This window comes from Duganella margarita (genome assembly GCF_009857535.1).
GTDB lineage: Bacteria > Pseudomonadota > Gammaproteobacteria > Burkholderiales > Burkholderiaceae_D > Rugamonas > Rugamonas margarita.
On the sequence record NZ_WWCS01000002.1, the window covers coordinates 509,267 to 530,222 of the forward strand.

22 protein-coding genes are annotated in these 20,956 nt (G+C 63.8%); 10 read left to right on the forward strand and 12 right to left on the reverse strand.

The window, feature by feature from the left end:
- Positions 1-33 precede the first annotated feature (33 nt).
- Complete coding sequence (locus GTP55_RS04730; protein WP_161043804.1) at positions 34-867, forward strand: alpha/beta hydrolase; 834 nt, start codon at positions 34-36, stop codon at positions 865-867.
- Here GTP55_RS04730 and GTP55_RS04735 read toward each other — a convergent pair.
- From GTP55_RS04735 to GTP55_RS04750, 4 genes are read right to left on the reverse strand one after another with little or no spacing between them, the layout of a single operon-like run.
- Positions 857-2,200, reverse strand: a complete 1,344-nt coding sequence (locus GTP55_RS04735) for a DUF3422 family protein (protein ID WP_161043805.1) — start codon at positions 2,198-2,200, stop codon at positions 857-859. The genes GTP55_RS04730 and GTP55_RS04735 overlap by 11 nt on opposite strands.
- Before the next feature lie 18 nt (positions 2,201-2,218).
- Positions 2,219-2,764: a DinB family protein gene (locus GTP55_RS04740; RefSeq protein WP_161043806.1), complete on the reverse strand. Its 546-nt coding sequence runs from the start codon at positions 2,762-2,764 to the stop codon at positions 2,219-2,221.
- Positions 2,761-4,314, reverse strand: a complete 1,554-nt coding sequence (locus GTP55_RS04745; protein ID WP_161043807.1) for a hypothetical protein — start codon at positions 4,312-4,314, stop codon at positions 2,761-2,763. Before GTP55_RS04745 ends, GTP55_RS04740 begins: the two co-directional genes overlap by 4 nt.
- 53 nt (positions 4,315-4,367) lie before the next feature.
- Positions 4,368-5,078 (reverse strand): HAD family hydrolase, encoded by a 711-nt coding sequence (locus GTP55_RS04750; protein ID WP_161043808.1) that lies wholly within the window; start codon positions 5,076-5,078, stop codon positions 4,368-4,370.
- 97 nt (positions 5,079-5,175) lie between these two features.
- Between GTP55_RS04750 and GTP55_RS04755 the strand changes: the two genes are divergently transcribed.
- From GTP55_RS04755 to GTP55_RS04765, 3 genes are all read left to right on the forward strand, one after another.
- Positions 5,176-6,132: a LysR substrate-binding domain-containing protein gene (locus GTP55_RS04755; RefSeq protein ID WP_110846991.1), complete on the forward strand. Its 957-nt coding sequence runs from the start codon at positions 5,176-5,178 to the stop codon at positions 6,130-6,132.
- Positions 6,133-6,233: 101 nt separating this feature from the next.
- Positions 6,234-6,830 carry a LysE family translocator gene (locus GTP55_RS04760; protein WP_161043809.1) on the forward strand — a complete coding sequence of 199 codons (597 nt, stop codon included), beginning with the start codon at positions 6,234-6,236 and terminating at the stop codon, positions 6,828-6,830.
- 36 nt (positions 6,831-6,866) lie between these two features.
- On the forward strand, positions 6,867-7,259 hold the full coding sequence (locus GTP55_RS04765) for a hypothetical protein (RefSeq protein WP_161043810.1): 393 nt from the start codon (positions 6,867-6,869) through the stop codon (positions 7,257-7,259).
- A 1-nt stretch (position 7,260) separates the two neighbouring features.
- Here GTP55_RS04765 and GTP55_RS04770 read toward each other — a convergent pair whose 3' ends face one another.
- Positions 7,261-8,754 (reverse strand): CYTH and CHAD domain-containing protein, encoded by a 1,494-nt coding sequence (locus tag GTP55_RS04770; RefSeq protein WP_161043811.1) that lies wholly within the window; start codon positions 8,752-8,754, stop codon positions 7,261-7,263.
- A gap of 42 nt (positions 8,755-8,796) precedes the next feature.
- Positions 8,797-9,708: a tRNA glutamyl-Q(34) synthetase GluQRS gene (gene gluQRS / locus GTP55_RS04775; RefSeq protein WP_161043812.1), complete on the reverse strand. Its 912-nt coding sequence runs from the start codon at positions 9,706-9,708 to the stop codon at positions 8,797-8,799.
- Between the two features lie 96 nt (positions 9,709-9,804).
- On the opposite strand from gluQRS, the gene GTP55_RS04780 reads away from it, so the two are divergent.
- A complete protein-coding gene (locus GTP55_RS04780; RefSeq protein WP_161043813.1) occupies positions 9,805-11,421 on the forward strand; it encodes a M28 family peptidase in 1,617 nt (538 codons plus the stop codon).
- 87 nt (positions 11,422-11,508) lie between these two features.
- Here the strand turns inward: GTP55_RS04780 and GTP55_RS04785 are convergent, their stop codons facing one another.
- The 6 genes from GTP55_RS04785 to GTP55_RS04810 are packed head-to-tail and all read right to left on the reverse strand — an operon-like array spanning position 11,509 to position 17,109.
- Positions 11,509-12,186 carry a cyclic di-GMP-binding domain-containing protein, MshE-related gene (locus GTP55_RS04785; RefSeq protein ID WP_161043814.1) on the reverse strand — a complete coding sequence of 226 codons (678 nt, stop codon included), beginning with the start codon at positions 12,184-12,186 and terminating at the stop codon, positions 11,509-11,511.
- Positions 12,158-13,138: an AraC family transcriptional regulator gene (locus tag GTP55_RS04790; protein ID WP_161043815.1), complete on the reverse strand. Its 981-nt coding sequence runs from the start codon at positions 13,136-13,138 to the stop codon at positions 12,158-12,160. Before GTP55_RS04790 ends, GTP55_RS04785 begins: the two co-directional genes overlap by 29 nt.
- Positions 13,135-13,677, reverse strand: a complete 543-nt coding sequence (locus GTP55_RS04795) for a DUF2059 domain-containing protein (protein ID WP_161043816.1) — start codon at positions 13,675-13,677, stop codon at positions 13,135-13,137. The genes GTP55_RS04790 and GTP55_RS04795 overlap by 4 nt, the downstream gene beginning before the upstream one ends.
- A gap of 16 nt (positions 13,678-13,693) precedes the next feature.
- The gene (locus GTP55_RS04800) at positions 13,694-15,292 is read right to left on the reverse strand and encodes an OmpP1/FadL family transporter (RefSeq protein WP_161043817.1); all 1,599 of its coding nucleotides are present in this window, start codon (positions 15,290-15,292) and stop codon (positions 13,694-13,696) included.
- Entirely contained in the window at positions 15,292-16,302 is a 1,011-nt protein-coding gene (locus GTP55_RS04805; RefSeq protein ID WP_161043818.1) for a transporter, read from the reverse strand. Before GTP55_RS04805 ends, GTP55_RS04800 begins: the two co-directional genes overlap by 1 nt.
- A 39-nt stretch (positions 16,303-16,341) precedes the next feature.
- Positions 16,342-17,109: a C39 family peptidase gene (locus GTP55_RS04810; RefSeq protein WP_161043819.1), complete on the reverse strand. Its 768-nt coding sequence runs from the start codon at positions 17,107-17,109 to the stop codon at positions 16,342-16,344.
- A gap of 436 nt (positions 17,110-17,545) precedes the next feature.
- Between GTP55_RS04810 and GTP55_RS04815 the strand changes: the two genes are divergently transcribed.
- The 5 genes from GTP55_RS04815 (at position 17,546) to GTP55_RS04835 (ending at position 20,827) form a co-directional block, all read left to right on the forward strand.
- A complete protein-coding gene (locus GTP55_RS04815; RefSeq protein WP_161043820.1) occupies positions 17,546-18,055 on the forward strand; it encodes a DUF6160 family protein in 510 nt (169 codons plus the stop codon).
- A 132-nt stretch (positions 18,056-18,187) separates the two neighbouring features.
- Positions 18,188-18,697, forward strand: a complete 510-nt coding sequence (locus GTP55_RS04820; protein ID WP_161043821.1) for a DUF6160 family protein — start codon at positions 18,188-18,190, stop codon at positions 18,695-18,697.
- Positions 18,698-18,753: 56 nt separating this feature from the next.
- Entirely contained in the window at positions 18,754-19,545 is a 792-nt protein-coding gene (locus GTP55_RS04825) for a hypothetical protein (protein WP_161043822.1), read from the forward strand.
- A complete protein-coding gene (locus tag GTP55_RS04830) occupies positions 19,545-20,369 on the forward strand; it encodes a hypothetical protein (RefSeq protein WP_161043823.1) in 825 nt (274 codons plus the stop codon). The genes GTP55_RS04825 and GTP55_RS04830 overlap by 1 nt, the downstream gene beginning before the upstream one ends.
- 8 nt (positions 20,370-20,377) lie before the next feature.
- On the forward strand, positions 20,378-20,827 hold the full coding sequence (locus tag GTP55_RS04835) for a hypothetical protein (protein ID WP_229257733.1): 450 nt from the start codon (positions 20,378-20,380) through the stop codon (positions 20,825-20,827).
- Positions 20,828-20,956: the final 129 nt, after the last annotated feature.

Sequence of the window (20,956 nt, forward strand, 5' to 3'; positions counted from 1 at the left end):
GCGGCGTCGTCGGACGGGAGTAGACTATCAATCATGAATCATTCTAAAAAAGTCGCGGGCCTGGCAGGCATCGTCAGTGTGCTCTGGGTGGGACTAACCGCAGCGGTGGCCGCCAATCAAAAGCGGATACTGTTTAATCCATTGGGCAGCAGGCGCGAAGTGCTGAAGCCTTACAGTTCGGGGCACCGCACCCGGCCTATCGTGGTGCGCGCCAAGGATGGCACGCGCCTGTCCGGCTGGTTGATGACGCCGCCGGTGGCGGGGCCGCATCCGGGCGTGGTGTATTTTGGCGGCCGGTCGGAAGAGGTGTCGTGGGTGGCGCGTGACGCCGGCAAGCTGTTCCCCGGCATGGCGGTACTGGCGGTGAACTACCGCGGCTACGGCGATTCGCACGGCGATCCGGCCGAAGCACACTTTGTCGAAGACGGCCGCATGCTGTTCGACTGGCTGAGCGAACGTCATCACGTCGATCCGAAGCGGATTGCCGTCGTTGGCCGCAGCCTGGGTTCTGGCGTGGCGGTGCAGGTGGCGATGGAGCGCGACGCCAATTCCATTGTGCTGATTACCCCTTACGATTCGATCCTGGCGCTGGCCAAGCGCAAGTTCAAGACACTGCCGGTGGACTACTTCCTCCAGCATAAATTCGAGTCGGTGAAGTACGCAGAGCAGATCAAGGCGCCGGCGTATGTGCTGCGCGCGGCGGTGGACGACATCGTGCCGCATTCGCACACCGACATGCTGGTGAAGAAGCTGGCCACATTGCATGCGGACGAAGTGGTGCCGGACTCCGATCACCTGAATATCCCTTACCTGGAATCGACCCAGGCGCGCATCGCCAGTTTCCTGGCGAGCCGCTTCAGTGCTTAGCGCTGCCTGACAACTGGTGATGCAGGCGGCGCAGGCCTAGCCACACGGCGCCGATCACCAGCGGCACGGCGATGCCGGTCACCAGGTCCGGGTTCACCGGCACACTGCCGGCCTTCAGTGCCTTGCCGACGTAGCCCACCAATCCCAATGTGTAGTACGAGATGGCCGCCACCGACAGGCCTTCCACCGCCTGTTGCATGCGCAGCTGCTGGGCCGCGCGCGCGTCCAGCGATTGCAGGATCTTGCGGTTTTGCTGTTCCTGCTCGATGCCGACGCGCGTGCGCAGCAGGTCGTTGCTGCGGGCGATACGCTGGGCCAGCGCTTCCTGCCGCTGCGCCACCGAGGTGCAGGTGTTCATCGCCGGCGCCAGGCGGCGGCCCATGAATTCCGCCAGCGTCGGAGTGCCTTCGATGCGGATCTCGCGCAGTTCCTGAATGCGGGCCTGCACCAGGTTGAAGTAAGCCTGCGAGGCGGCGAAGCGGTAGCCATTGTTGACCGAGATTTTCTCTACCCGCGCGGCCAGGCCGGTAATGCGTGCCAGCAGATCCTGGTCCTCGTTGCCTTCATCGTTGACCAGCGTCGCGGTCAGCGTCGCCAGTTCATTCTCGATGCTGCTCAGGTCCGGCTGCGTGGCTTCCGCCTGCGGAAGGCCGAGCAGCGCCATCATGCGGTAGGTTTCGATTTCCAGCAGGCGGCCGACCAGGCGGCCGGGCTGGAATTCGCGCAGCCGCTGGTCGCGCACAACGAAGCGGCTGAAGCCATCCGGCTGGATCAGGAAATCGGTCCACACTTCCGCATTGCCGCCGGTGCTGCTGCCCACCAGCGACTTGCCCTGGAACAGATCGCGGATGCCTTCGGCGAAGCTGTCGTCGCTGCTGTCGTCCTTGCACAGCAGGACGTGGGCGGCGACGATGATCTTGCCGTTCAGGCCTGCCAGCCATTCCTGCGGCACGTGCTGCAGCGGCATGCGCTCGAACGAAGCGCGGCAGTCCAGGCCTGGTTCGCCGCGTTCGACGAAGGTGTAGGTGGCGAATTCGGTGTGGCATTCCCATTTGAGGCGGAAGCGGCCGAAATCGTGGAAGAAGTAGCGCGCCTGCGGATGCGGCGTCGCCACGCCGTAGTGGCGGCACAGCTGCTCCAGGATCTGATGCTGGCTGGCGCGGTGATTCAGGCGCGAGGGCTGGTCCTGTTGCAGGTACAGCGCGAAGTGCGTCAGGCTTTCCGGCGCCTGCAATTGCAGGAACGGGCGCGAATGGATCTCCGCAGACAGCGGTACCCGCATCGGGTGATTCAGCTTGGCGAAATCGGCGTTGGCGCGATAGGCGAGCGACATGAAGGTCCTTAAAAAAAACTAAATAACGGGTGGTCTGTCCGGCACCCACAGCAGCAGGTCGGTGACGCCGATATCGACGCCGGCCTGCGTCAGCAAGGTGCTGGCCTGGCCGCGATGGTGGGTCTGGTGATTGAAGAAGTGCAGCAGTAGCATGCCGAACTCCTTGCGGTAGACGTCACCGCGCGTGCTGCGGTACTCGAATGTATTGGCCAGGTCGGCGTCGCCGATCTGCGGCATCCAGTCGGTGATGATGGCATCCAGCGTGGCGCGGTAGGCGCGCAGCGTGGGCAGGTCGTCGCCGAAGCTGTGCGTCAGGCCGGAAGGCTGGGGAAGCGCCTGGGCCGCCTGCAACGCCGGGAATTGCGCCGGGTGCGTGCTGAATCGTTTGAGCCAGATGGTGTCGCCCGCCAGCAGGTGATTCAGCGTGCCGGCCAGCGAGCCAAAGAAGGCCTTGCGGTCGGCCGTGAATTCGCCTGCCGGCAGTTTGGCTGCGGCGTCGTACAGGTTCTGGTTCATCCCGGCGTTGTAACGGGCCAGCAGGGCGAAGTGCGCGGGTGTCGTCATGCAGTGATCAGGTTCGGATTCGATTGCAGGAAGATCTGGTTGTTCAGCTTTTCCAGCATTTGCGCGCGCTGGGCGCTATTCAGCGTTGGCTCGCCGACGCGCTCCGGCTCCAGCATATTCACCAGGTCGCGCGTCAGCGACTTGTCGGATGGCGTGCTTTGGTTGCTCTGCATTTTGCCAAGGCTGAACTGCTTCACGCCCATCAGCTGGTGCGCATGCTTCTCCAGCGTGGCCGTGGTCAGCACGCCCTGGTCGTAGCCGATGCTGGTGCTGCTGCTGGCCGTGTCGTCAATGGTGATGTACTTGTAATTCTGCGATTGCGGCGACAGCGTCAGCGCCAGTACGGCGCCGGCTTTCACCGGCGCGTGATAATGCGCGTTCAGGTGCGACTGCTGCTGTTGCGAGATACCGCGATTCATCTGCGAGGTGCCGGTGATGCTGGTCGTCTGCGACAGCTCGTAGGAAAACGTATCCTTCTCCGACGGACGGGCGGGATTGGACGGCACCTCGGTCTGGGCGAAGGAGGCAGTGAAGTCGGCCAGCCCGGTGGTCATGGCCCGGTCCTGGTCTTCCAGCGCAATGCTTTGCGGCGCGGCGGCGGGCGGTGTGCCGTAGTCGCTGTTCATGCCGGTGAAGGCGTCTTTGAACATCGCGATCATGGTGCTGTCGCCGCGGCCACGCGAACCCGCTTCGTCTACCTGGCCCAGATAGTTTTTCAACGCGATGGCTTGCTGTTCCTTGCTGCCCCAGCTTGCGGACTGGCTCAGGTCCACGCCGATTTTGGCGCTGCCTGCCGGGCCGTTGAAGTTGACGGTGCGCTGCTTGCTATCGGCGTGGAACGCCAGCGTCTGCGTATCCTTGGCGTTGATCTTGACCTGTCCCTTCAGGTCCACCGACGCCAGCGCGCTGCTGTCGAACTGCGTCAGGCCGGCCAGGTCGATGCGCGGCGGGTCTTCGGTCAGGCCGTCGATCGATTTCTGGAAAGCGTCCGACAGCTTGCCCAGCGCCTTGCGCTCGGTCTCGGTCAGGTCGCCGTCCACGGTCGCTTCCACCGCGATGCTGCCATCGCCGGCATCCAGCTTCAGTTCCACCTTAGCGCCGCTGCGGGTGGTGATGCTGAGCGCAATCTGGTTGTCGCCCATGCCGTGCTGCGACACCTGCGACGGCGACACCAGCATGTCGTAGGTATCGGCTTGGGTGCCGCCCGGCGCTACCTGCGCCGTTTGCGAGAAGTTCGCGCCGTCGTAGGCCACCTGTTTCAGCAGCTCGCCGCCCAGGCCTTTAAGGCGGCCGGCCAGCGATTCGTTGTCCATGTTCTGCGCCATCAGGGTGGCCGAGGTGCTGCGGGTGCGGTTTTCCCACACCAGCGCCTTGGTCGACACCGGCGCCGCGCCGTTGGCGCCCAGCGACACTACAGTGGATGAACCAGTGCCTGTCTTGCCGGTGGCGCTGGAGGTGGACGTGGATGCGGACGTGTTGACGCCGGCGGCGGCCGAATTGGTAGTGGCGGCGGCTGGCGTGGTCCGGTTGAGGGAGGATATCGTTGTCATAACCTGATTATAGGCCGGTCTGGCAGCGTTGAAACCTCCGCGAAGGGAGGCTTTCAGGCCGCCTTGTGCAGGCCCGGCGCCGGGCGTTGCTGGTCCGGCGTGTAGGGGCTGGCCTGCAGTTCATGCAGGGCGTCGAAGGTGATGAACTGGCGTGGCCGCACCACGTCGGTGCCGTAAGGCGCTACCGAGACGGTCCACAGGCCGGCATCGGCGGCGGCGCGCAGGGCCGGCACGGCGGTGTCGATGACGATGGCGTCCTGCGGCTGCACGCCCATGGCGTTGAGCGCGTAGGCATACGGGCCAGTGCCGGCCGGGCCGTCGAAACTGGCGCCGCCGGCGACCACGCTGAACAAACTGGTGACGTCGGCGCCGAAGTAGCGCTCCAGCAGCGCGCCGGTGGCGGGCGCCGGCAAGTCGGTCAGGATGCAGATCTTGCAGCCGGCGGCCACTGCGTCTTCGATCAGGGCCAGCGCGGCGGCTTGCGCCTGTGGTGGGCGCGACAGGATCGCCTGATGGAACTGGCGGTGCTTGTCTTCGAACAGTTCGGCCACGCGTTGCTTGTCGCGCGACAGCGGCGGCGTGGCGACGGCGGAACCGATGGCGCGTGCATAGCCGTGCCTGGCGGCGGCTGCGCGCAGCGCCGGCAAGGTCCAGCGAATCGACAGGCCGGCGTTGGCAAACGCCGCGTTGCAGGCTGCCAGATGCAGGGCCTCGGTGTCGAACAAAACGCCGTCCAGGCCCAGGAAGATCACGTCGATGCTCATGCCACGCTCCCCTTAATGATGTCAGATAGGCTTCAATATAGAGGTAGAATGAACAAAAGAAAAATTAAAGATTCTGGATAATTAATAAGGAATGCTTATGCATCACGTCAGTTTCCGCCAGTTGCAGTCGCTGGTTCTGGTGGCGCGGCACGAGAGCGTGTCGCGCGCGGCGGACGCCATGCACCTCACCCAGCCGGCCGTGTCGCTGCAATTGCGCACGCTGGAAGAGATCACCGGCATGGCGCTGACGCGCAAGGACGGCCGCAACATCCAGCTGACGGCAGCGGGCGAGGTGATGGCCGACTTCTCCGAGCGCATCCTGCGTTTGTGGGAGCAGGCCACCGACGAACTGGCGGCGCTGCAAGGGGTCACCTCCGGTACGCTGCGCATCGGCGCGGTGACCACGGCGGAGCACTTGCTGCCGCCGTTGCTGGTGCCGTTCACGCTCAAGCGGCCGGACGTGCGCCTCAAACTCCAGGTGGGCAACCGCACGGAGATCATCAACATGCTGGCGCGGCACGAGATCGAGCTGGCCATCATGGGCACGCCGCCGCGCGAGCTGCGCACCAACGCGGCCCGCTTCGCGCGCCACCCGATGGCCTTTGTCGCCAGCCCGTCGCACCCGCTGATGAAGAAGAAAAAGATCACGCTCAATGACGTGATGGCGGCCAACCTGCTGGTGCGCGAACGCGGCTCGGGCACGCGCACGGCGGTGGAAAAGCTGCTGCGCGAGGAAGGGCATGCGGCAGAATTCGGTTCCGAGGTGTCCAGCAACGAGGCGATCAAGCGCATGGTGTCGGCCGGGCTCGGCGTCGGCTTCCTGTCGGTGCACGCCTGCGGACTGGAATTTGAAACCGGCTTGCTGGCGATGCTGCCGATGGCGCACAATCCGGTGGAAGCGGATTGGCACATCATGCACCTGACGGACCAGCCGATTCCCAAGGTGGCGGCGTCGTTCCAGGACTTCGTCATTGAAAATGGCCAGGAGCTGGTGCGCAAGGAATTGGAGAGCTTTTACAAACAGCTGCGCAAGCGTCCGGCCGCGTACCGGTAAAGTTACCTATACAGTGGTGGCAACTGTTTGCTTAAGTGTACTGGTCAATGCCAGTACACTTGACCTTACAATGCAAGCACACCTTACGAACGGATACTGTCATGTCGCCCGAACTGTTGCTGCCCCTGTGTACCTTTGTCGCCGTCAGCTCCATCACGCCCGGCCCGAACAACACCATGATCCTGGCCTCGGGCCTGAATTACGGCTTTGTGCGTTCGCTGCCGCATCTGTTCGGCATTACCTGCGGCTTTTCCTTTATGATTTTTGCCACCGGACTGGGACTGCATGCGGTGTTTGAGCAGGTACCTATGCTGCAAATCGTACTCAAATATGGCGGTGCGATCTATCTGCTGTGGCTGGCGTGGAAGCTGGCGCACGCGGCGCCGATGACCGCCAACCAGGCTGCGCTGTCCAAGCCGATGGGCTTCTGGAGCGCTGCTGCCTTCCAGTGGATTAACCCGAAGGCCTGGGTAATGTCGCTGACGGCGCTGACTACCTATCTGCCGCAGGGCTTCGGCGTCGGCGATGCGGGCCTGCTGGCCGGCCTGTTCGGCGTGATCGGCACCTTCTGTGTCGGCTGCTGGGCCTTGTTCGGCGTGGCCATGCGGCGGGTGCTGCAAAACCCGCGTTCGGTGCGCATCTTCAATGTGGTGATGGCATTGGCGCTGGTGGCCACCCTGTATCCGCTGCTGGCCTGATACCATAGCGTTTTACCGGATTTTTAGGGAATGCCCATGTATCGTCGAATTGCGCTGGCGTTGAGCGCCACCTTGCTGTCTGCCGCCGCCGGCGCCGCCGCCATTACCGTGCCGTCCAACCTGATGCTGCCGGAAGCGGAGCGTGCCGCGCGCGGCTATGTCGAAAGCTGGATCTTCAGCATCGAGCTGGAAGGGGAAGAACTGACCGGCATGAACGCCTGCCGCAAGATCCTGACGGAGCGCGGCTTTGCGCCGACCTTGTCCAAGACCGCCAGTTCGGCCTTGCCGGCGCTGCATTTCAAAATCTCCGGCCAGAAGGAATATGCGCAGGCCAGCACCGAGGCGGATGACGCCCTGGCCGCCGTGCAGCAGGCCAAGTGCAAAGGCACTTTGAGCTGGACCGTGACCTCCAAGCCGGCGCGCCGCTGATTCAGCGCATGTGTGGCAGCCGCAGCGCGTGCAGGCGGCTGCTGATCGCATTCAGGTCGGCCGGCTGCATCAACTGCTGCGCCACCAGGTAGCCGCGCGCGAACTGGATCGCGCCATCGGCTGGCGGATGCTGCTGCGCCAGCTCTTGCAGCAGGCGGTCGGCTACCACCAGATCGTTGTGCTGCCCCAATTCCTCCTGCGCGGCGGCCAGCGCTTTCAGATAGGTGCGCGTGCTTTTGTCACGATACAGCGCGTGGAAGAACTCCAGCGCATAGCGGCCCCGCTTGGCCGCGATGCGGGTGCGGTGCGCGCTGGCCGGATCGCCGTCGTCCATGCGGGCGGCGCGCTTGAGCAGCGACTTGTGCAGCTGCTGCATTGTCTGGCGCGAGAACTGTGCGGCCGGGCCGTTCAACAACGGCGCGGTTTGCAGCATCCACGATCCCAGTGTCAGCATCAGTTTGGTGTAGCGCGGCGACAGCAAGGCTTGCGCCGCCTCCTGCCGCTTGGCTTGCGCGGTTTGCTGTGCCAGCGATTGCAGTTCCATCAGGCCGTGCTGGCCGCCGGGCGAGACGTCGATGTGCTGGAGCGTGGAGGTTAGCATCACGTCCCAGTCGCGCGCCGCGCCCAGCACCGTACCCAGCCAGCTGATGTCCTCTTGCAGCGCCGGCGGGCAGGGCGCCACCGGGTCGAACAGCTTGATGGCCGAGCGCAGGCGGCGTACGCCCACGCGCATCTGGTGCAGCGTTTCGGGATCATCGCTGTCGATCACGGCCAGCTCGTTGCGCTGAATATGCTCCAGGCAGTTGCCCAGCACCGCCGGCAGCGCGTCGGATAGCGTGGCGTCGGCGTCCAGTTCCAGCGCCTTGGCGCGGAACGGCGCCTGGCCGGTGTCGCGCACCAGCATATAGCCGCGCTCGGCCTTGTTGATGTTGCTGAGGCGCAGCGGAATATCTTCCAGCAGTTGCAACGCGAATGCGTACAGGCCGGCCGGATCGCCGTCCTTCAGTTCCAGTTCGATCTCGTTGACCGGCACGCGCTGCGTCTTGCGCTCGATGTGGCCGACGTCCAGCGCCACTTCGATGCGGTTGCCGTCGATTTCCAGATCCCATACGTGGCGTTGCACATCCACCAGAAACAGCGGCTCCAGCCGCTCCTTGAGATTGGTCTCGTCCAGCACGGCCAGCCATTGCGGATCGTCGCCGATCAGCTTGCGCAGCTTGCCGAGACGCGGCCACGAGCGGTCGACCACGCCTTCCCATTCGTTGCGGCTATGCAGGCCGCTTTGCACGCTGCCGCCGGCCTTCATGGTCTGGACCCATTCGCCATCGACCTTGCGCACGCGCAGACCGGCGCCGTGGCGCAGCAGGTGCAGGTCGGGCGTGTCGAAATAGCGCGCCGTCAGTTGCTGCACGCGCGCGGGTTCACCAAGCAGCGGATGCTGCTGCACTAGCTCGTTGTGTTCCGGCGCCAGCAGGAGTTTGAGTTCGACTTCCATCCGTTCAGTGTACGAAAAAATGCTGAGATACGGCGCACCGTTTCACGGCTGGCGCGGCAGGGTTTGCAGAAGTTGCGCCCAGGCAGGCGTGGCAGTGCGCCAGAAGGCATCGATCGTTTCCGCGTGTATATCCAGGCCGAGGAAGCGGGCGGCCGGCAGCATGGCGTCGCGCAGCAGCACCTGCGGATCGGCGCCGGTATCGAAGGCTTGCGCGCCGGTTTGCTTGGACAGTTTTTCGCCGACGTCGTTGACCACCACCGGCACATGCAGATAGGTTGGCTGCGGCAGGCCCAGCACGTGTTGCAGGTACAGCTGGCGCGGCGTGGAATCGAGCAGATCGGCGCCGCGCACGATATCGGTGATGCCTTGCGCGCCGTCGTCCACCACCACCGCCAGTTGATAGGCCCAATAGCCGTCGGCGCGGTGCAGCACGAAGTCGCCGACTTCAGCGGTCAGATCCTGGCTGTAATGGCCGGCCCAGCGGTCCTCGAAGGAGAGCACGCAGTGCGGCGATTGCGGCACTTTCAGGCGCAGCGCGCGGCCGACTTTGCCGGGCGCCAGGCCGTCGCGGCAGATGCCGGGATAGATCAGCGCCTGCGCTTGCTGGCCGCTCAGATTGAGCTGCGAATCGGCGATTTCGCGGCGCGAGCAGCCGCAGGGGTAGACCAGGTCGCCGAGTTGCCCGATCGCCTGCTGGTACAGCGGATAACGCTGGGTTTGCCAGGTGACGTCGCCGTCCCAGTGCATGCCGCAGCGTTGCAGCGAGGCGAGGATGTGCTGGTCGGCGCCGGCCACATTGCGGCCGACATCGACGTCCTCAATGCGCACCAGCCATTGTCCGTGATGGGCCTTGGCGTCGAGATAGCTGGCCATGGCCGCCACCAGCGAACCGATGTGCAGCGGGCCGGTGGGCGACGGCGCAAAGCGGCCGATGTAGGAAGTGCGTGCAGTCATGCCGCCATTTTAACGCGGCGGTCGGCAGTGCTTGCAAATCGCATACAATGTGCGCGCGGAAAAACCGCACTGACCACTGACCAGGACATCACAACAATGAAGACATCCTACGTAGCATCCGCGCTGGCCATGAGCCTGGCGCTGGCATTCCCCGTTCACGCCGCCGACGCCGGCAAAAACGCCGTGGTGCAGGAAGCGCCGTTGCGCGCGCATCTGCAGTTTCTCGCCAGCGATTTGCTGGAAGGCCGCGGCACCGGTCAACGCGGCGGCGACCTGACGGTGGCGTACCTGGAAGCGCAGGCCATGGCGCTGGGGCTGAAGCCGGGCAACGGCAACAGCTTCCGCCAGCCGGTGCTGATCGCCGGCGTCAAGACGCAGCCGGCCGACAGCACGCTGAAGCTGGAAGCGGGCGGCAAGCCGCTCGATATTTCCTTCGGCAAGGACTGGGTGTTTTCGCCGGGTGATGCGACCGCAGTGCACAACTTCAATGCGGACCTGGTGTTCGTCGGCTACGGCATCACCGCGCCGGATGAGCAGTGGAACGATTACAAGGGCATGGATCTGAAGGGCAAGATTCTGGTCATGATGGTCAATGACCCGCAGCCGACCGCCGAGCAGCCGAACCGTTTCAACGGCAAGGGCCTGACTTACTACGGTCGCTGGACTTACAAGTTTGAAGAAGCGCAGCGCCAGGGCGCGGCCGGCGTGCTGCTGATTCACACCACGCCGACGGCGTCGTATGGCTGGAGCGTGATCCAGAATAGCTGGTCGGGCGTCGAGCGTTTCCAACTGGCAGCCGGCACGCTGGGCACGCCGCTGCAAGGCTGGATGACGGACGACACGGCGCGCGCGCTGTTCACCGCTGCTGGTCAGGATCTGGACGCATTGCGTGCGGCTGCCGAGAAGAAAGACTTCAAGCCGGTGCCGCTGGCCGCCAAGCTGAACGGCGAGATGAAAGCGGCAGTGCGCAAGGTCGAACAATTTAACGTGGCGGCGGTAGTGCCGGGCACCGATCCGAAGCTGAAGGATGAAGTCGTCATCTACAGCGCGCACTGGGATCATCTGGGCAAGCAGGGCGACAGTGGCGATACGATTTTCAACGGCGCGGTAGACAACGCCTCCGGCTCGGCGGCCTTGCTGGCGATGGCGGCGGAGGCGCAACGCGTCCCGGCCAGGCGCAGCCAGATGTTCCTGTGGGTAGCGGCCGAAGAACAAGGCCTGCTGGGCAGCGCCGCGTATGCGTCGTCGCCACTATGGCCGTTGACCAGGACGGCGGCCAACCTCAATCTGGACAGCCTGAACTTCGTCGGCGCCACGCGCGACATCGGCACGCAAGGCAGTGAACGTACCGAGCTGGGCAAGCTGGCGGAAACGGCGGCCAAGGCGATGGGCATGCAGATCGCGGCCGCCAAGCCGGACCTGGCCGGCGGCTACTTCCGCAGCGACCACTTCAACTTTGCGAAAAATGGCGTGCCGGCGTTTTCGATCTCATCGGGCCGTGACTACATCAAAGATCCGGAAGCAGCGAAAGCCAAGGCGCAAGCCTACGGCAAGCGTTACCACCAGGTCAGCGACGAATACGATGCCAGCTGGGACTTGTCGGGCATGGTGCAAACCGCCCAATACACGCTCAACCTCGGCCGCCTGATCGCCAACGCCGCCAAGCTACCCGAATGGAAAGCCGGCGACGCCTTCGCCGTCCCGCGCAACTAATAAGCCCGGGGGCAGGTCTCACATTTCAACACGGCCTCAGCCGCTATCCGGATCAGCTCGTGTAGAAATGGGAGACCTGACCCCGGATTAATGGAAGCCGAGGGTGATGGTGGTGCCGGTCAGGTCGATGCCTTTGATCGAGATGCTGCCGAAGCTGCTGCCTTCGGTGCCGCGCACGCGGATGTTGTTGAAGGCGATTTCGCCGATGGAGGACGGCAGGTTCAGCGTCAGGCTGCCGTCCTTGTTGAGCGTCGCGGCGGCTTTGCTGGCGTCGTAGACGACGTTTTTCATGCTGGTGTCGGCTTCGAGGAAACCTAGCACCGGGTTCAGCAATTTGCTGATGTCGCCCACCACTTCCAGGTTGTTGCTCCTGGCGTGTTTAACGGCATTGACCAGGTCGTCGCTCAGGCCCTGGGCCGAGGTGTCGCCCAGTTCTTCTTCGCTCAGCGCGCGCAGCGCGCGGGTGGTGGGCGCGCTGGTCGTCATGGCAGCGGCCGGCAGTGCGGTGGCGGCGTAGGTTTCCATCGGCGCCAGCAACGAGGTGGCGATGGCTGCCGCCAGCCGCAGCCGTCGTTGCTTGCGCAGCGCGTCTTCGATGTGCTGATGGGTGATGAGGTTGAGCTCGGCGAAGATGTCGCCCAGCCGCTGCCCGGTCTGCCGTTGCAGCGCGATGGCGCTGGCCAGTTGTTCTTCGGTAATCAGCTTTTGTTTGACCAGCAACTGACCCAGCAACGATTTATTCTGATTGCTTGTTAGCCATCCCATGGCTGTCTCCTTTTTTATGCTGGATGTCCGACGGCGCCATGCCGAACCAGCGTTTGCACGCCCGGTAAAACGCGCTGGGCTCCGAGAAGCCCAGCTGGAAGCTGAGCATCTTCAACGACAGTTCACCCGCGCTCAGCGACTGCCGCGCCAGTTCGCGCCGGGTGTCGTCGACCAGGTTGGTAAAGCTGGTGCCTTCCTCGGCCAGCCGGCGCTGCAAGGTGCGTTCGCTCATCATCATCTGGGCGGCGACGTCGTCGCGGTGCGGCGGGCCTTTCGGCAGCAGGCTGGCCAGCAAGGTTTGCACCTTGGCGCTGAAGGTCGGCGGTTCGGCGGCCGCCAGCGAGGCCAGCACCTGTTCGCCGCCGCCGTTCATCAGTGGCGGATTGGCGGGCAGCGCGGCGACCAGGTCGGTATCGGAAAATTCCATGACGTTGTGCGGCATGGCAAAGCGCACCGGGCAGCCGAAGGTGTCTTCATACGCGCGGGCGTTGGCCGGTTCCGGAAACGCGTATTCCACCACCACCGGCGCCACGTCGTCGCGGCCGGCAGCGCAGCGCAGGGAGCGCAGCAGTACGCACCAGACGAAGTCGTAGCGTTGCTGTGGCACGTCGCGCCGCGCACCGGGCAGCAGCAGGCCGACGCGGGTGTGACCCTGGAAGCGCTCGATCGAGCTTTGCACCGTCGGCGATACCAGCATGATGTGGCCCATCACGCCCAGCCAGCCGAGCCGGTGCGGCGCCGAGATTTTCAGGCCGATCAGCGGATCGCCCGATTGCGCCACCAGCAGTTCCCACAGGTGGCTCAGTTTGTCCGATAGCGTCAGCGCATCGCACGCCAGGCCGTCGCCTTCGTCCAGGCCGGCTTGCTGGAACAGCGCATCAGCGTGCACGCCGGATTGCGCCAGCCGTGATTTCACGCCGCGCACCAGATGCAGGGCGGACGAGTACGTCATGGCGTGACCGCAGCGCGCAGGCGCAGGCCAATTTTTTCCTTCAAGCCTTGCAGCTTGGGATCGATCACCGGACGGGTATCGGCCGCCACGCCTTCGCCCAGGGTTTTCTGCATTTCCGGCAGCATGGCTTCAAACTTTTTCTTGACCGGCGACTCCAGGATGGCGATCAGCTGCTTCAGTTCTTCTTCGGTGTAGCGTTCGGCCAGCATCGGCGCGATGGTGGTGGGGATCAGCTTGTCCGCGCTGGCGCGGGTGATCGGCGTGGCTTCGTTCATGAATTGCTTGGCTTCGCCGACGATGTCGTTCATGGCCGCATCGCGCTTGTCCGGCGCGGCGCGTCCTTGCAGCATGGCGCGCGCTTGCTGCACGGCGTCGGCCACCGGCACTTGCAGCATCGATTGGCCGATGTTGTCGATGTTCCACAGCTTCAGCACGTGGTCCACCAGCGCCTGCTTGGATGGCGAGACCGGCGCCGCGTACGCGTGCAGGCAGGCTGCGCTCAACGTCAGCAAGGCCAGTTGATGTTTTATTTTTCTCATGATGTGCTCCTCCAGATCAGAAACGCTTGTTGATTTCAAAACCAAAATAACGGACGTGGATGTCGCCGCGCACGTCCTGTCCCGCATACGGGTTGTAGATGATGTTGAGGAAGGTGTTGCAGTTCATATTGCAGCTGGTGTTGGCCGGCGCATTGAACTTGCCGGTCATGTACGAGCCGGTGATGTTGATGTCGGTGTTCTTGTTGAGTTTGAAGCCGATGCCGGCGCTGAGCAGTTTGGTATCGGGCAGCGGCGCCAGCAGGTCGATCTTGTCGGTCGGGACCGAACTCTTGCGCGGCTCAAAGCCGAGCCGGATTGACAGCCGGTCGATCGGATTGAGTTGCAGGCCGTAGGCGAAGTTGACCACGCTCTTGTAGCCGCGCGGGATCACCAGCTTGCCCGAATCCGGGATGCCGTACAGCCGCGCCACCTCCAGCAGCTTGACGCTCTGGTCGAACTGGAAGCGCAGCGCATCCCATTCACTCCAGCGGGCATAGCTGGCGTCCACGTTCAGCTGGATGTATTTCACCGGTTTGAGCTTGATGCCGACCTGCAGGTGGGCAGGGAAGGGAATGGTCGCGCTCATATTGCCCTTCTGCTCGGCCGGAATCGACGACGGAAAGCCCAGCACCGCGCCGGCAATCGGTCCCAGCAGGCTGGCGTTCATGCCGCGCACAAAGTTGCGCAGCATCGGATCGGTGGTGAACACGTAGTTGCCGGTGTAGTGGGTTTTCGAGCCGCCCTGGTACACCGCGCCGATCGCCAGCTTGGGCGATGGTTCCCACAGCACGCCGAAGTTGATGGTGGGATCGAATGGCGACGTCAGTTCCACCCGCATATTGGCCGCCTTCTTGAACGGGCTGACCATGCCGTCCTTGCCGCCGCCGCACACGCCAAAGCCGAACACGTCGATGATGTTGCCGCCGTCTTCCGGGCACCAGCCTTTTTGCAGCTGGCCGAACACGCCCAGCAATTCGTTGGGGAAGCGCATATTGGTGTCGACCACAAACGCCGCGTGCGCGATCGGCACCGAGACGCCGAAGCGCAGCGTGTCCGAGTACTTGTAGCCGACCGACGGCGCGGCGTACACCAGCCGCTGGATCTGCAACTGCCGGCCCTGGTACTGGCCGGGATCGTTGGGATCGGTGGTGCGGTCCAGGCTCATCGCCTGCGCCATATAGCTGTCGGTGGCGAAGGTCCACGGCGAGCCGGCCTTGTTCCACGCCATGCCGATGCCGGGCACGGCCACCGCCGGCAGGCGCCAGCCCGGCATGCCGTAGCCGGGCACGTACATGATTTGCCGCACCGGTCCGGTGGAAGTGTTGGACAGCGGATCGTCGCGCCAGCCGCCGACGTCGAAACCCTGGCCCGGCGTGAAGCTGGCGCTGGTGCGGATCGACGCCACGAAGTTGTGGATGCTTTCGCTGTCGCCCGTCAGGCGCGCCAGGCCGGCCGGATTGAAGTGGATCGACTGGATGCCGGGCGGATCGGCCGTCACGGCATTGCCCATCGCCATGGCCACCACGCTGGTGGTCAGGTTTTCGGTCAGCGCAGCATGGGCCGGCGCGGCAAACGCGCAGGCCACGGCGGCGGCGATGGCGAGACGGCGCATCATTACAGGCTCAGCGGAATGTTCATGCCGACCACCAGGTTCGGCGAATCCGGCGTGACGCCGATGCCGACCGAGAAGTTGACCGTGGTCTTGGGCGAGATGCGGTAGCCCAGGCCCAGGTTGAGGATGCCCGAGGTCTGCATATGCGTCTTGGCCTCCAGGCCATCGGCAAAGCGCAGCTTGGAGCCGGCCGAAATCGCTTCCTGGAATGAGACGGTGGTCGAGATGCCGTACGACAGCGCATAGGCGAAGCCGACGCCGAAACCGAAGCTGCTGCCGGGCTGCACGCGGGTCAGGATGCGCGAGCCGTTGATCTGCCACAGGTCCTTGGCCGGCGCGCTGACCGTGTAGTTCAGCGAACCGAACAGCGCGACCGGATCGACGATCTTGTTGACGTTGAGGCCGACCGTCAGCGCGCCGACGCCGCTGCCGGTGGCTTCGCCGGTGCCGGCGATGATCTTGAACGGGCTGCGGCCAGTCGGCAGGCGCACGTTGCTGACCACGGTGAGATTCGGCGTGTCGCGGCGCGCCTCGAACGGCTGCCAGCGCACGCCTGCGCTGATGTCGCCCAGCGAGTTGGACATGCCGCTGCGCGCGGCCGTGTCGGCATAGCGCGAGATCAGCGGCAGCGTGAGGTTGGTGGTCAGGTTGTCGCGCAGGCCGTAGTCGGCCGACAGCGTGTTGGTGACCGTGTGCGAGTTGTTGTTTTCGATGTTGAACAGCGTGGCATTGCCGTTGGCGATGTCGGTGACGATGCGCTCCTCGCCGACGTAGCTGTAGCTGAGGTCATAGTTGAGCGCGATCTGGCCGGTGCGGATCAGCGAGTATTGCTTGTCGACGGCGGTCAGGGTCTGCTTGAGCAGCGCGCTCTGGTCGCCTTCGCCTTCCTTCTTGGCCAGCGCGTCGCGCGCGTCGGCGGTGGTCGCGGTGGTGGCGGCCGGCGTTTGCTGGGCGAGGGCAGAGGTCGCGGTCAGCGCAACGGCGACGGCAATAGCAGTGGTACGGAACATCATATCGGCTTCCTTGTGAGAGTGAGTGCGCTGGGGAGGGGGTTAGTTACGGTGCATCCAGGTGCCGGCCGCGCCGGAATTGACGGCGCGCATCAGCAGCAGGGCGCTGTTGCTAAGCGCTTCCTGGCGGCCCTTGCCGGTCACGCGGTCCATGTCGACCACGCCCAGTTCCTGGTCGTTGAGCGCCAGCTGGCCGAGCGGCGCCTGGCCCTTGGCCGGCGAGATGATGAACAGGGTGTTCTTGTCCCACCAGCGGGCAAACTCTTCGACCGAAAACACGATGTTGCCGGCCGAGGGATCGGCCAGGTAGACCACGCCGTCGCGGATGCCGCGCAGCACCACGAAGTGCTTGGCGCCGGCGTAGTCGATCGGCACGATGGCCGGTTCGGTCAGCGTCTGCAAGTCCCTGATCTCGGCCTTGAAGCCGGCGCCGGACAGGCCCATCGAGCCGACGTAGCGCTTCATGTCCAGCAGCGAAAAGCCGCGCCGCTCGATGATCTTGTCCTTCTCGCCCTTGTCCAGCATGCCTTCCATGGCTTGCTGTTCGTTGACCATTACGCCCAGGTGGTAGTTGAGGATGGTGACCAGCGCGGCCGAGCCGCAGCTGTAGTCGAAGGCCTGACGCACGATGTGTTTGTACTTGAGCTCGGAGAACGGCTCCATCTGCACCGACTGCACATAGCCGCCGCCGCCCAGCTGCGTTTGCGGCATCTCGAACTGGCTCCTGGGCCGGTCCTGCGGTTCGTGTCGGGACATGACACCGGCGCCGCCGATCAGCACGGCGACCACACCCAGCAATAGCATCAGCATGGGCTAGCCTCTTGCGCGGGCGCGCGAAAAAGTGTCGGCTGGCGAAGCGCTGGCGTGCGCTCCGCCCAGAGGCGTCGGGCGCCCCGTTGTTGTGTTCATGCTGTCTCCGTTATTCTAGATTAGTACGGTCGTGCTTTATTTAAGCGGCAACTCGTCTTTTCATTTTTGTAATTTATTAACGCATGTTTGGGCTTGCCATCGCAGCTACTTTTTTAGAAATATGACTCTAGGTTTTGTTCTGCAACTTATGCTATCGCGCGCAACAGTGCCGTAACCGCCGCGTCGCTCTGCTGGCTCCCGGGGCCAAGCGGTTGGCTTTGGCGGTCAGCGCGACAAACTGGACCCGTGGCGGCAACGACTCATAAGATTGTTTTTAATTAATAGTCAAATATTAAGAGTTTTACGAAAAAAACCAACCATAACCGGAGATACCCACATGCAGATCATCAAAACCATTCTGGCCGCCGCCCTCGCCACCGCAGCTTTCTCGGCCTCGGCCATGACCCCGATCCAGGACGCCGAGCTGAGCACCGTCAGCGGCCAGGACGGCGTCTCCATCGCGGCCAACCTGAACATCAAGATCAACTCGTTCACCTACACCGATACCGACGCGCTGGACGCCAACGGCCTGGGCGGCGGTTCGGTGTCGTTCAACGGCATCAAGGTCAACGGCCTGATCGCGGCCAATATCGACATCCTGTCGCGCAACTCCTTCCTGGCCGCGGCGACCGCTGCCGGCGTGACCAATCCTGGCACGTTCTACAACGCCACCACCGGCGGCGACGTAGTGCAGATCGCCATTCCGCAAAGCGTGGTGGCCGATGGTCACTACCTGAACGTGTCGGTTGACGCCATCAAGATGGGCAACAGCGCTGCCTCGTTCGGCTCGGTAGCGATGAACCAGATCGACATGCGCGGCACCACCGTGTGGATCTTCGCGCACTGATTGCGCGGCGGCTCGTGACGCATGTAGCTTGGCTTGGTGCGTCATGGCGCTGGCAGTAGCGGCACCCTAAGATGGTTGTCGCGGTAACCAAAAAAACATAACCCAAACATAAATATTTAGGAGACTGATTCCATGCAAACCATCAAAACCGCAGTCGCAGCAGCTCTGGCAACCCTGGCCTTTTCGGCCTCGGCCATGACCCCGATCCAGGACGCTGAACTGAGCACCGTCAGCGGCCAGGATGGCGTGTCGATCGCCGCCAACCTGAACATCAAAATTGACTCCTTCACCTACACCGATACCGATGCGCTCGACGCCAACGGCCTGGGCGGCGGTTCGGTATCGTTCAACGGCATCAAGGTCAATGGCCTGATCGCCGCCAACATCGACATCCTGTCGAAAGCCTCGTTCCTGCAGGCTGCCGGCGCCGCTGGCGTGACCAATCCAGGCACCTTCTACAACCCGGCCACCGGCGGCGACGTGGTGCAGATCGCCATCCCGCAAAGCGTGGTGGCCGATGGTCACTACCTGAACGTGTCGGTTGACGCGATCAAGATGGGCAACAGCGCCGCGTCGTTCGGCTCGGTCGCCATGAACCAGATCGATATGCGCGGTACCACCGTGTGGATCTTCGCTCACTAATCTCATTTATCGGCTGAGCGACGGCGGTTCCTACCGGGACCGCCGCTTTTTCCCACATGACTTTCCCCACATTGCGCCGGCTGCTGCCGGGCCTGGCCCTTCTGTGCGGCATGCACGCGGCCTCGGCCCAGATGCAGCCCATGAGCGAAGACGAACTGTCAAGTATTCACGGCCAGGGCATCGTCGCGATGACCAATACCAGCCTGGGCGGATACGATTTCAGCAAGGTCTCGCTGGAGGCGGATATTTCGCTGAGCGCCAACCTGCGCAATATGCGGCTGGGCCAGTACGCCTACGCGCCGCGCAATGGCGGCGGCGCCGATCTCGACATCTCGCTGATGCAGTTCGGCCGCAGCGACGGCACCGAGGCGCAGCGCCTGGTGCAGATCAGTAATCCTTATTTCGAATTTGTGTACAAGAACGCCGCCGATGGCGCGTCGCGCGAGGCGATCGGCATGCGCTATGGCTTTGAGACGATCAGCGGCGATATCGGCTTGCAGATCAAGACCCTGTCTGGCTCGATGCGCGTAACCGGCACGGCGGCCGACGGCAGCGTGCTGGTGCTCGACTCGCGCACCGACGCGCTGGGCGGCAAGCGCTGGGACGGTGCGTGCAGCGGCGCGTGCCTGTCGCTGGCGCAGCTGGGCGGCGTGACGGCGGGCGACGCCAGCGGCGGCAGCCGGGATTTCTGGGTGTCCATGCTGAAGACGGCGGTGCAGTTTCCAACGGCGGCGGGCCTGCCGCCGTCCGACCCGGCGCAGGCCGGCGTGTGGCTGAACTGGCGCGATAAATTGCAGGCGCTGAATACCAGCGGCATTACGCCGCCCAACTTGCCGAAGGGGCGTTGATGAGGACGCTGCCTGGCTTGTTGCTGATGGTGGTTGCGTCTGCCGGCGCGATGGAGCCGTTGAGCGATAGCATACTGTCGTCGGTGCGCGGACGTGACGGCGTCAGCTTCGACCTGAACGGCTTTGCGATGAGCGGCGATGCACGCGTCACCTACACCACGCCGACCGGCGCCAGCTTGTACGCGGAAAAATTTGCAGCGTCGCGCAGCGATAGCCTGTTGCTGTTTTCCGATCCGTTCCGGCTGGATATCGTGCCCGGTGCGCCGGGGCTGGCGGATGTGATCAACATCGCGTTTCCGGTCAATGCAAATGGCGAGCAGCGCTGGCAAATGGCGTATGACTGGGGCGTCGGCGCCAATGGCGTGGTGCGCGAGCAGGGCAGTGTGGTGGTCAAGGATATGGTGCTGACGGGCGGCGGCCTGCAGTTCACCACGCCGCAGGTGAATGACGGCATCGCGTTCGGCGCGGCGCTGAAGCTGGATATCGGGCAGCTGTCGTTCCAGCCGCGCGGCCGCGACGATGCGACCGAGGCGATGGTGTTGAGCGGCATCCACATCGGCGGCGCGGATGGCGGCGCGTGGGCGATTGCCAATGTGGCGTCGCAGCCGGCGGTGATCAATGCCTTGAATGATGAGTCGGGCCCGCGCCTGCATATCGGCATCGACTGGCCGGATGCGCGCTACGGCAGTGGACAGGCGGCGGCCGGCAGCATTGCGGTGGACAATATTTCGTTCGTAAGTCCGGGGCAGCCGACGGTAGATCTGGGCTCGTCGCGCATTGGATCGATTCAGATCCAGTATCTTGATATCAAGTTCAAGCAATGAGGCGCGGCTTGCTGTGCTTGCTGATGGGGATGGGCGTGGCGCAGGCGGGCGAGTTGCGGGCGCTGGATGACCAGGAACTTTCGCAGGTGCGCGGCGGCGATGGCATCAGCTTTGCGGCGCATGTGGTGCTGAATGATCCGACGCTGGTGGGGGCGGTCAGCGACAGCCGCTTGTCGCTGGGCTTCAGTGGCGGCGGGCAGAATCGCTACATCGTATTCAGGAACGTGCGGGGGGCGGTGGATATGTTCGCCGTCAACCTGGGCGTGCAGACGCGCACTGATGGCGGCGGCGACTATATCGCGATCGGGCTGCCGGGCTATGTGCGCTACACCAACTTCGGCTTCGAATCGCTGAGTGTGCAGAACGATCCGAGCGCGCCGGTAACGGGTAATCTCGGCAGCCTGAATATCAACGGCACCGTGTCCTTACAGGGACAGGTGCGTTTCTGGGGGCATTAATTCGGGGTCAGATACCGTCTTGAATAGCAAGCCCTTTCGCCAGGTAATTGGGGTCAAAGGGCTTGTTTGTTTTGATGACGCCGTAAATGAAATGCGCCAGCTTATGCATGACGGCGCCGATGACGGCCT

Coding starts and splice junctions, on each gene's coding strand:
- GTP55_RS04730 (WP_161043804.1), top strand. CDS start 34: ATGAATCATTCTAAAAAAGTCGCGGGCCTGGCAGGCATCGTCAGTGTG.
- GTP55_RS04780 (WP_161043813.1), top strand. CDS start 9,805: ATGAAGACATCCTACGTAGCATCCGCGCTGGCCATGAGCCTGGCGCTG.
- GTP55_RS04790 (WP_161043815.1), bottom strand. CDS start 13,138: ATGACGTACTCGTCCGCCCTGCATCTGGTGCGCGGCGTGAAATCACGG.
- GTP55_RS04820 (WP_161043821.1), top strand. CDS start 18,188: ATGCAAACCATCAAAACCGCAGTCGCAGCAGCTCTGGCAACCCTGGCC.
- gluQRS (WP_161043812.1), bottom strand. CDS start 9,708: ATGACTGCACGCACTTCCTACATCGGCCGCTTTGCGCCGTCGCCCACC.
- GTP55_RS04740 (WP_161043806.1), bottom strand. CDS start 2,764: ATGACGACACCCGCGCACTTCGCCCTGCTGGCCCGTTACAACGCCGGG.
- GTP55_RS04760 (WP_161043809.1), top strand. CDS start 6,234: ATGTCGCCCGAACTGTTGCTGCCCCTGTGTACCTTTGTCGCCGTCAGC.
- GTP55_RS04785 (WP_161043814.1), bottom strand. CDS start 12,186: ATGGGATGGCTAACAAGCAATCAGAATAAATCGTTGCTGGGTCAGTTG.
- GTP55_RS04800 (WP_161043817.1), bottom strand. CDS start 15,292: ATGATGCGCCGTCTCGCCATCGCCGCCGCCGTGGCCTGCGCGTTTGCC.
- GTP55_RS04825 (WP_161043822.1), top strand. CDS start 18,754: ATGACTTTCCCCACATTGCGCCGGCTGCTGCCGGGCCTGGCCCTTCTG.
- GTP55_RS04755 (WP_110846991.1), top strand. CDS start 5,176: ATGCATCACGTCAGTTTCCGCCAGTTGCAGTCGCTGGTTCTGGTGGCG.
- GTP55_RS04745 (WP_161043807.1), bottom strand. CDS start 4,314: ATGACAACGATATCCTCCCTCAACCGGACCACGCCAGCCGCCGCCACT.
- GTP55_RS04750 (WP_161043808.1), bottom strand. CDS start 5,078: ATGAGCATCGACGTGATCTTCCTGGGCCTGGACGGCGTTTTGTTCGAC.
- GTP55_RS04765 (WP_161043810.1), top strand. CDS start 6,867: ATGTATCGTCGAATTGCGCTGGCGTTGAGCGCCACCTTGCTGTCTGCC.
- GTP55_RS04795 (WP_161043816.1), bottom strand. CDS start 13,677: ATGAGAAAAATAAAACATCAACTGGCCTTGCTGACGTTGAGCGCAGCC.
- GTP55_RS04810 (WP_161043819.1), bottom strand. CDS start 17,109: ATGCTGATGCTATTGCTGGGTGTGGTCGCCGTGCTGATCGGCGGCGCC.
- GTP55_RS04805 (WP_161043818.1), bottom strand. CDS start 16,302: ATGATGTTCCGTACCACTGCTATTGCCGTCGCCGTTGCGCTGACCGCG.
- GTP55_RS04770 (WP_161043811.1), bottom strand. CDS start 8,754: ATGGAAGTCGAACTCAAACTCCTGCTGGCGCCGGAACACAACGAGCTA.
- GTP55_RS04815 (WP_161043820.1), top strand. CDS start 17,546: ATGCAGATCATCAAAACCATTCTGGCCGCCGCCCTCGCCACCGCAGCT.
- GTP55_RS04830 (WP_161043823.1), top strand. CDS start 19,545: ATGAGGACGCTGCCTGGCTTGTTGCTGATGGTGGTTGCGTCTGCCGGC.
- GTP55_RS04735 (WP_161043805.1), bottom strand. CDS start 2,200: ATGTCGCTCGCCTATCGCGCCAACGCCGATTTCGCCAAGCTGAATCAC.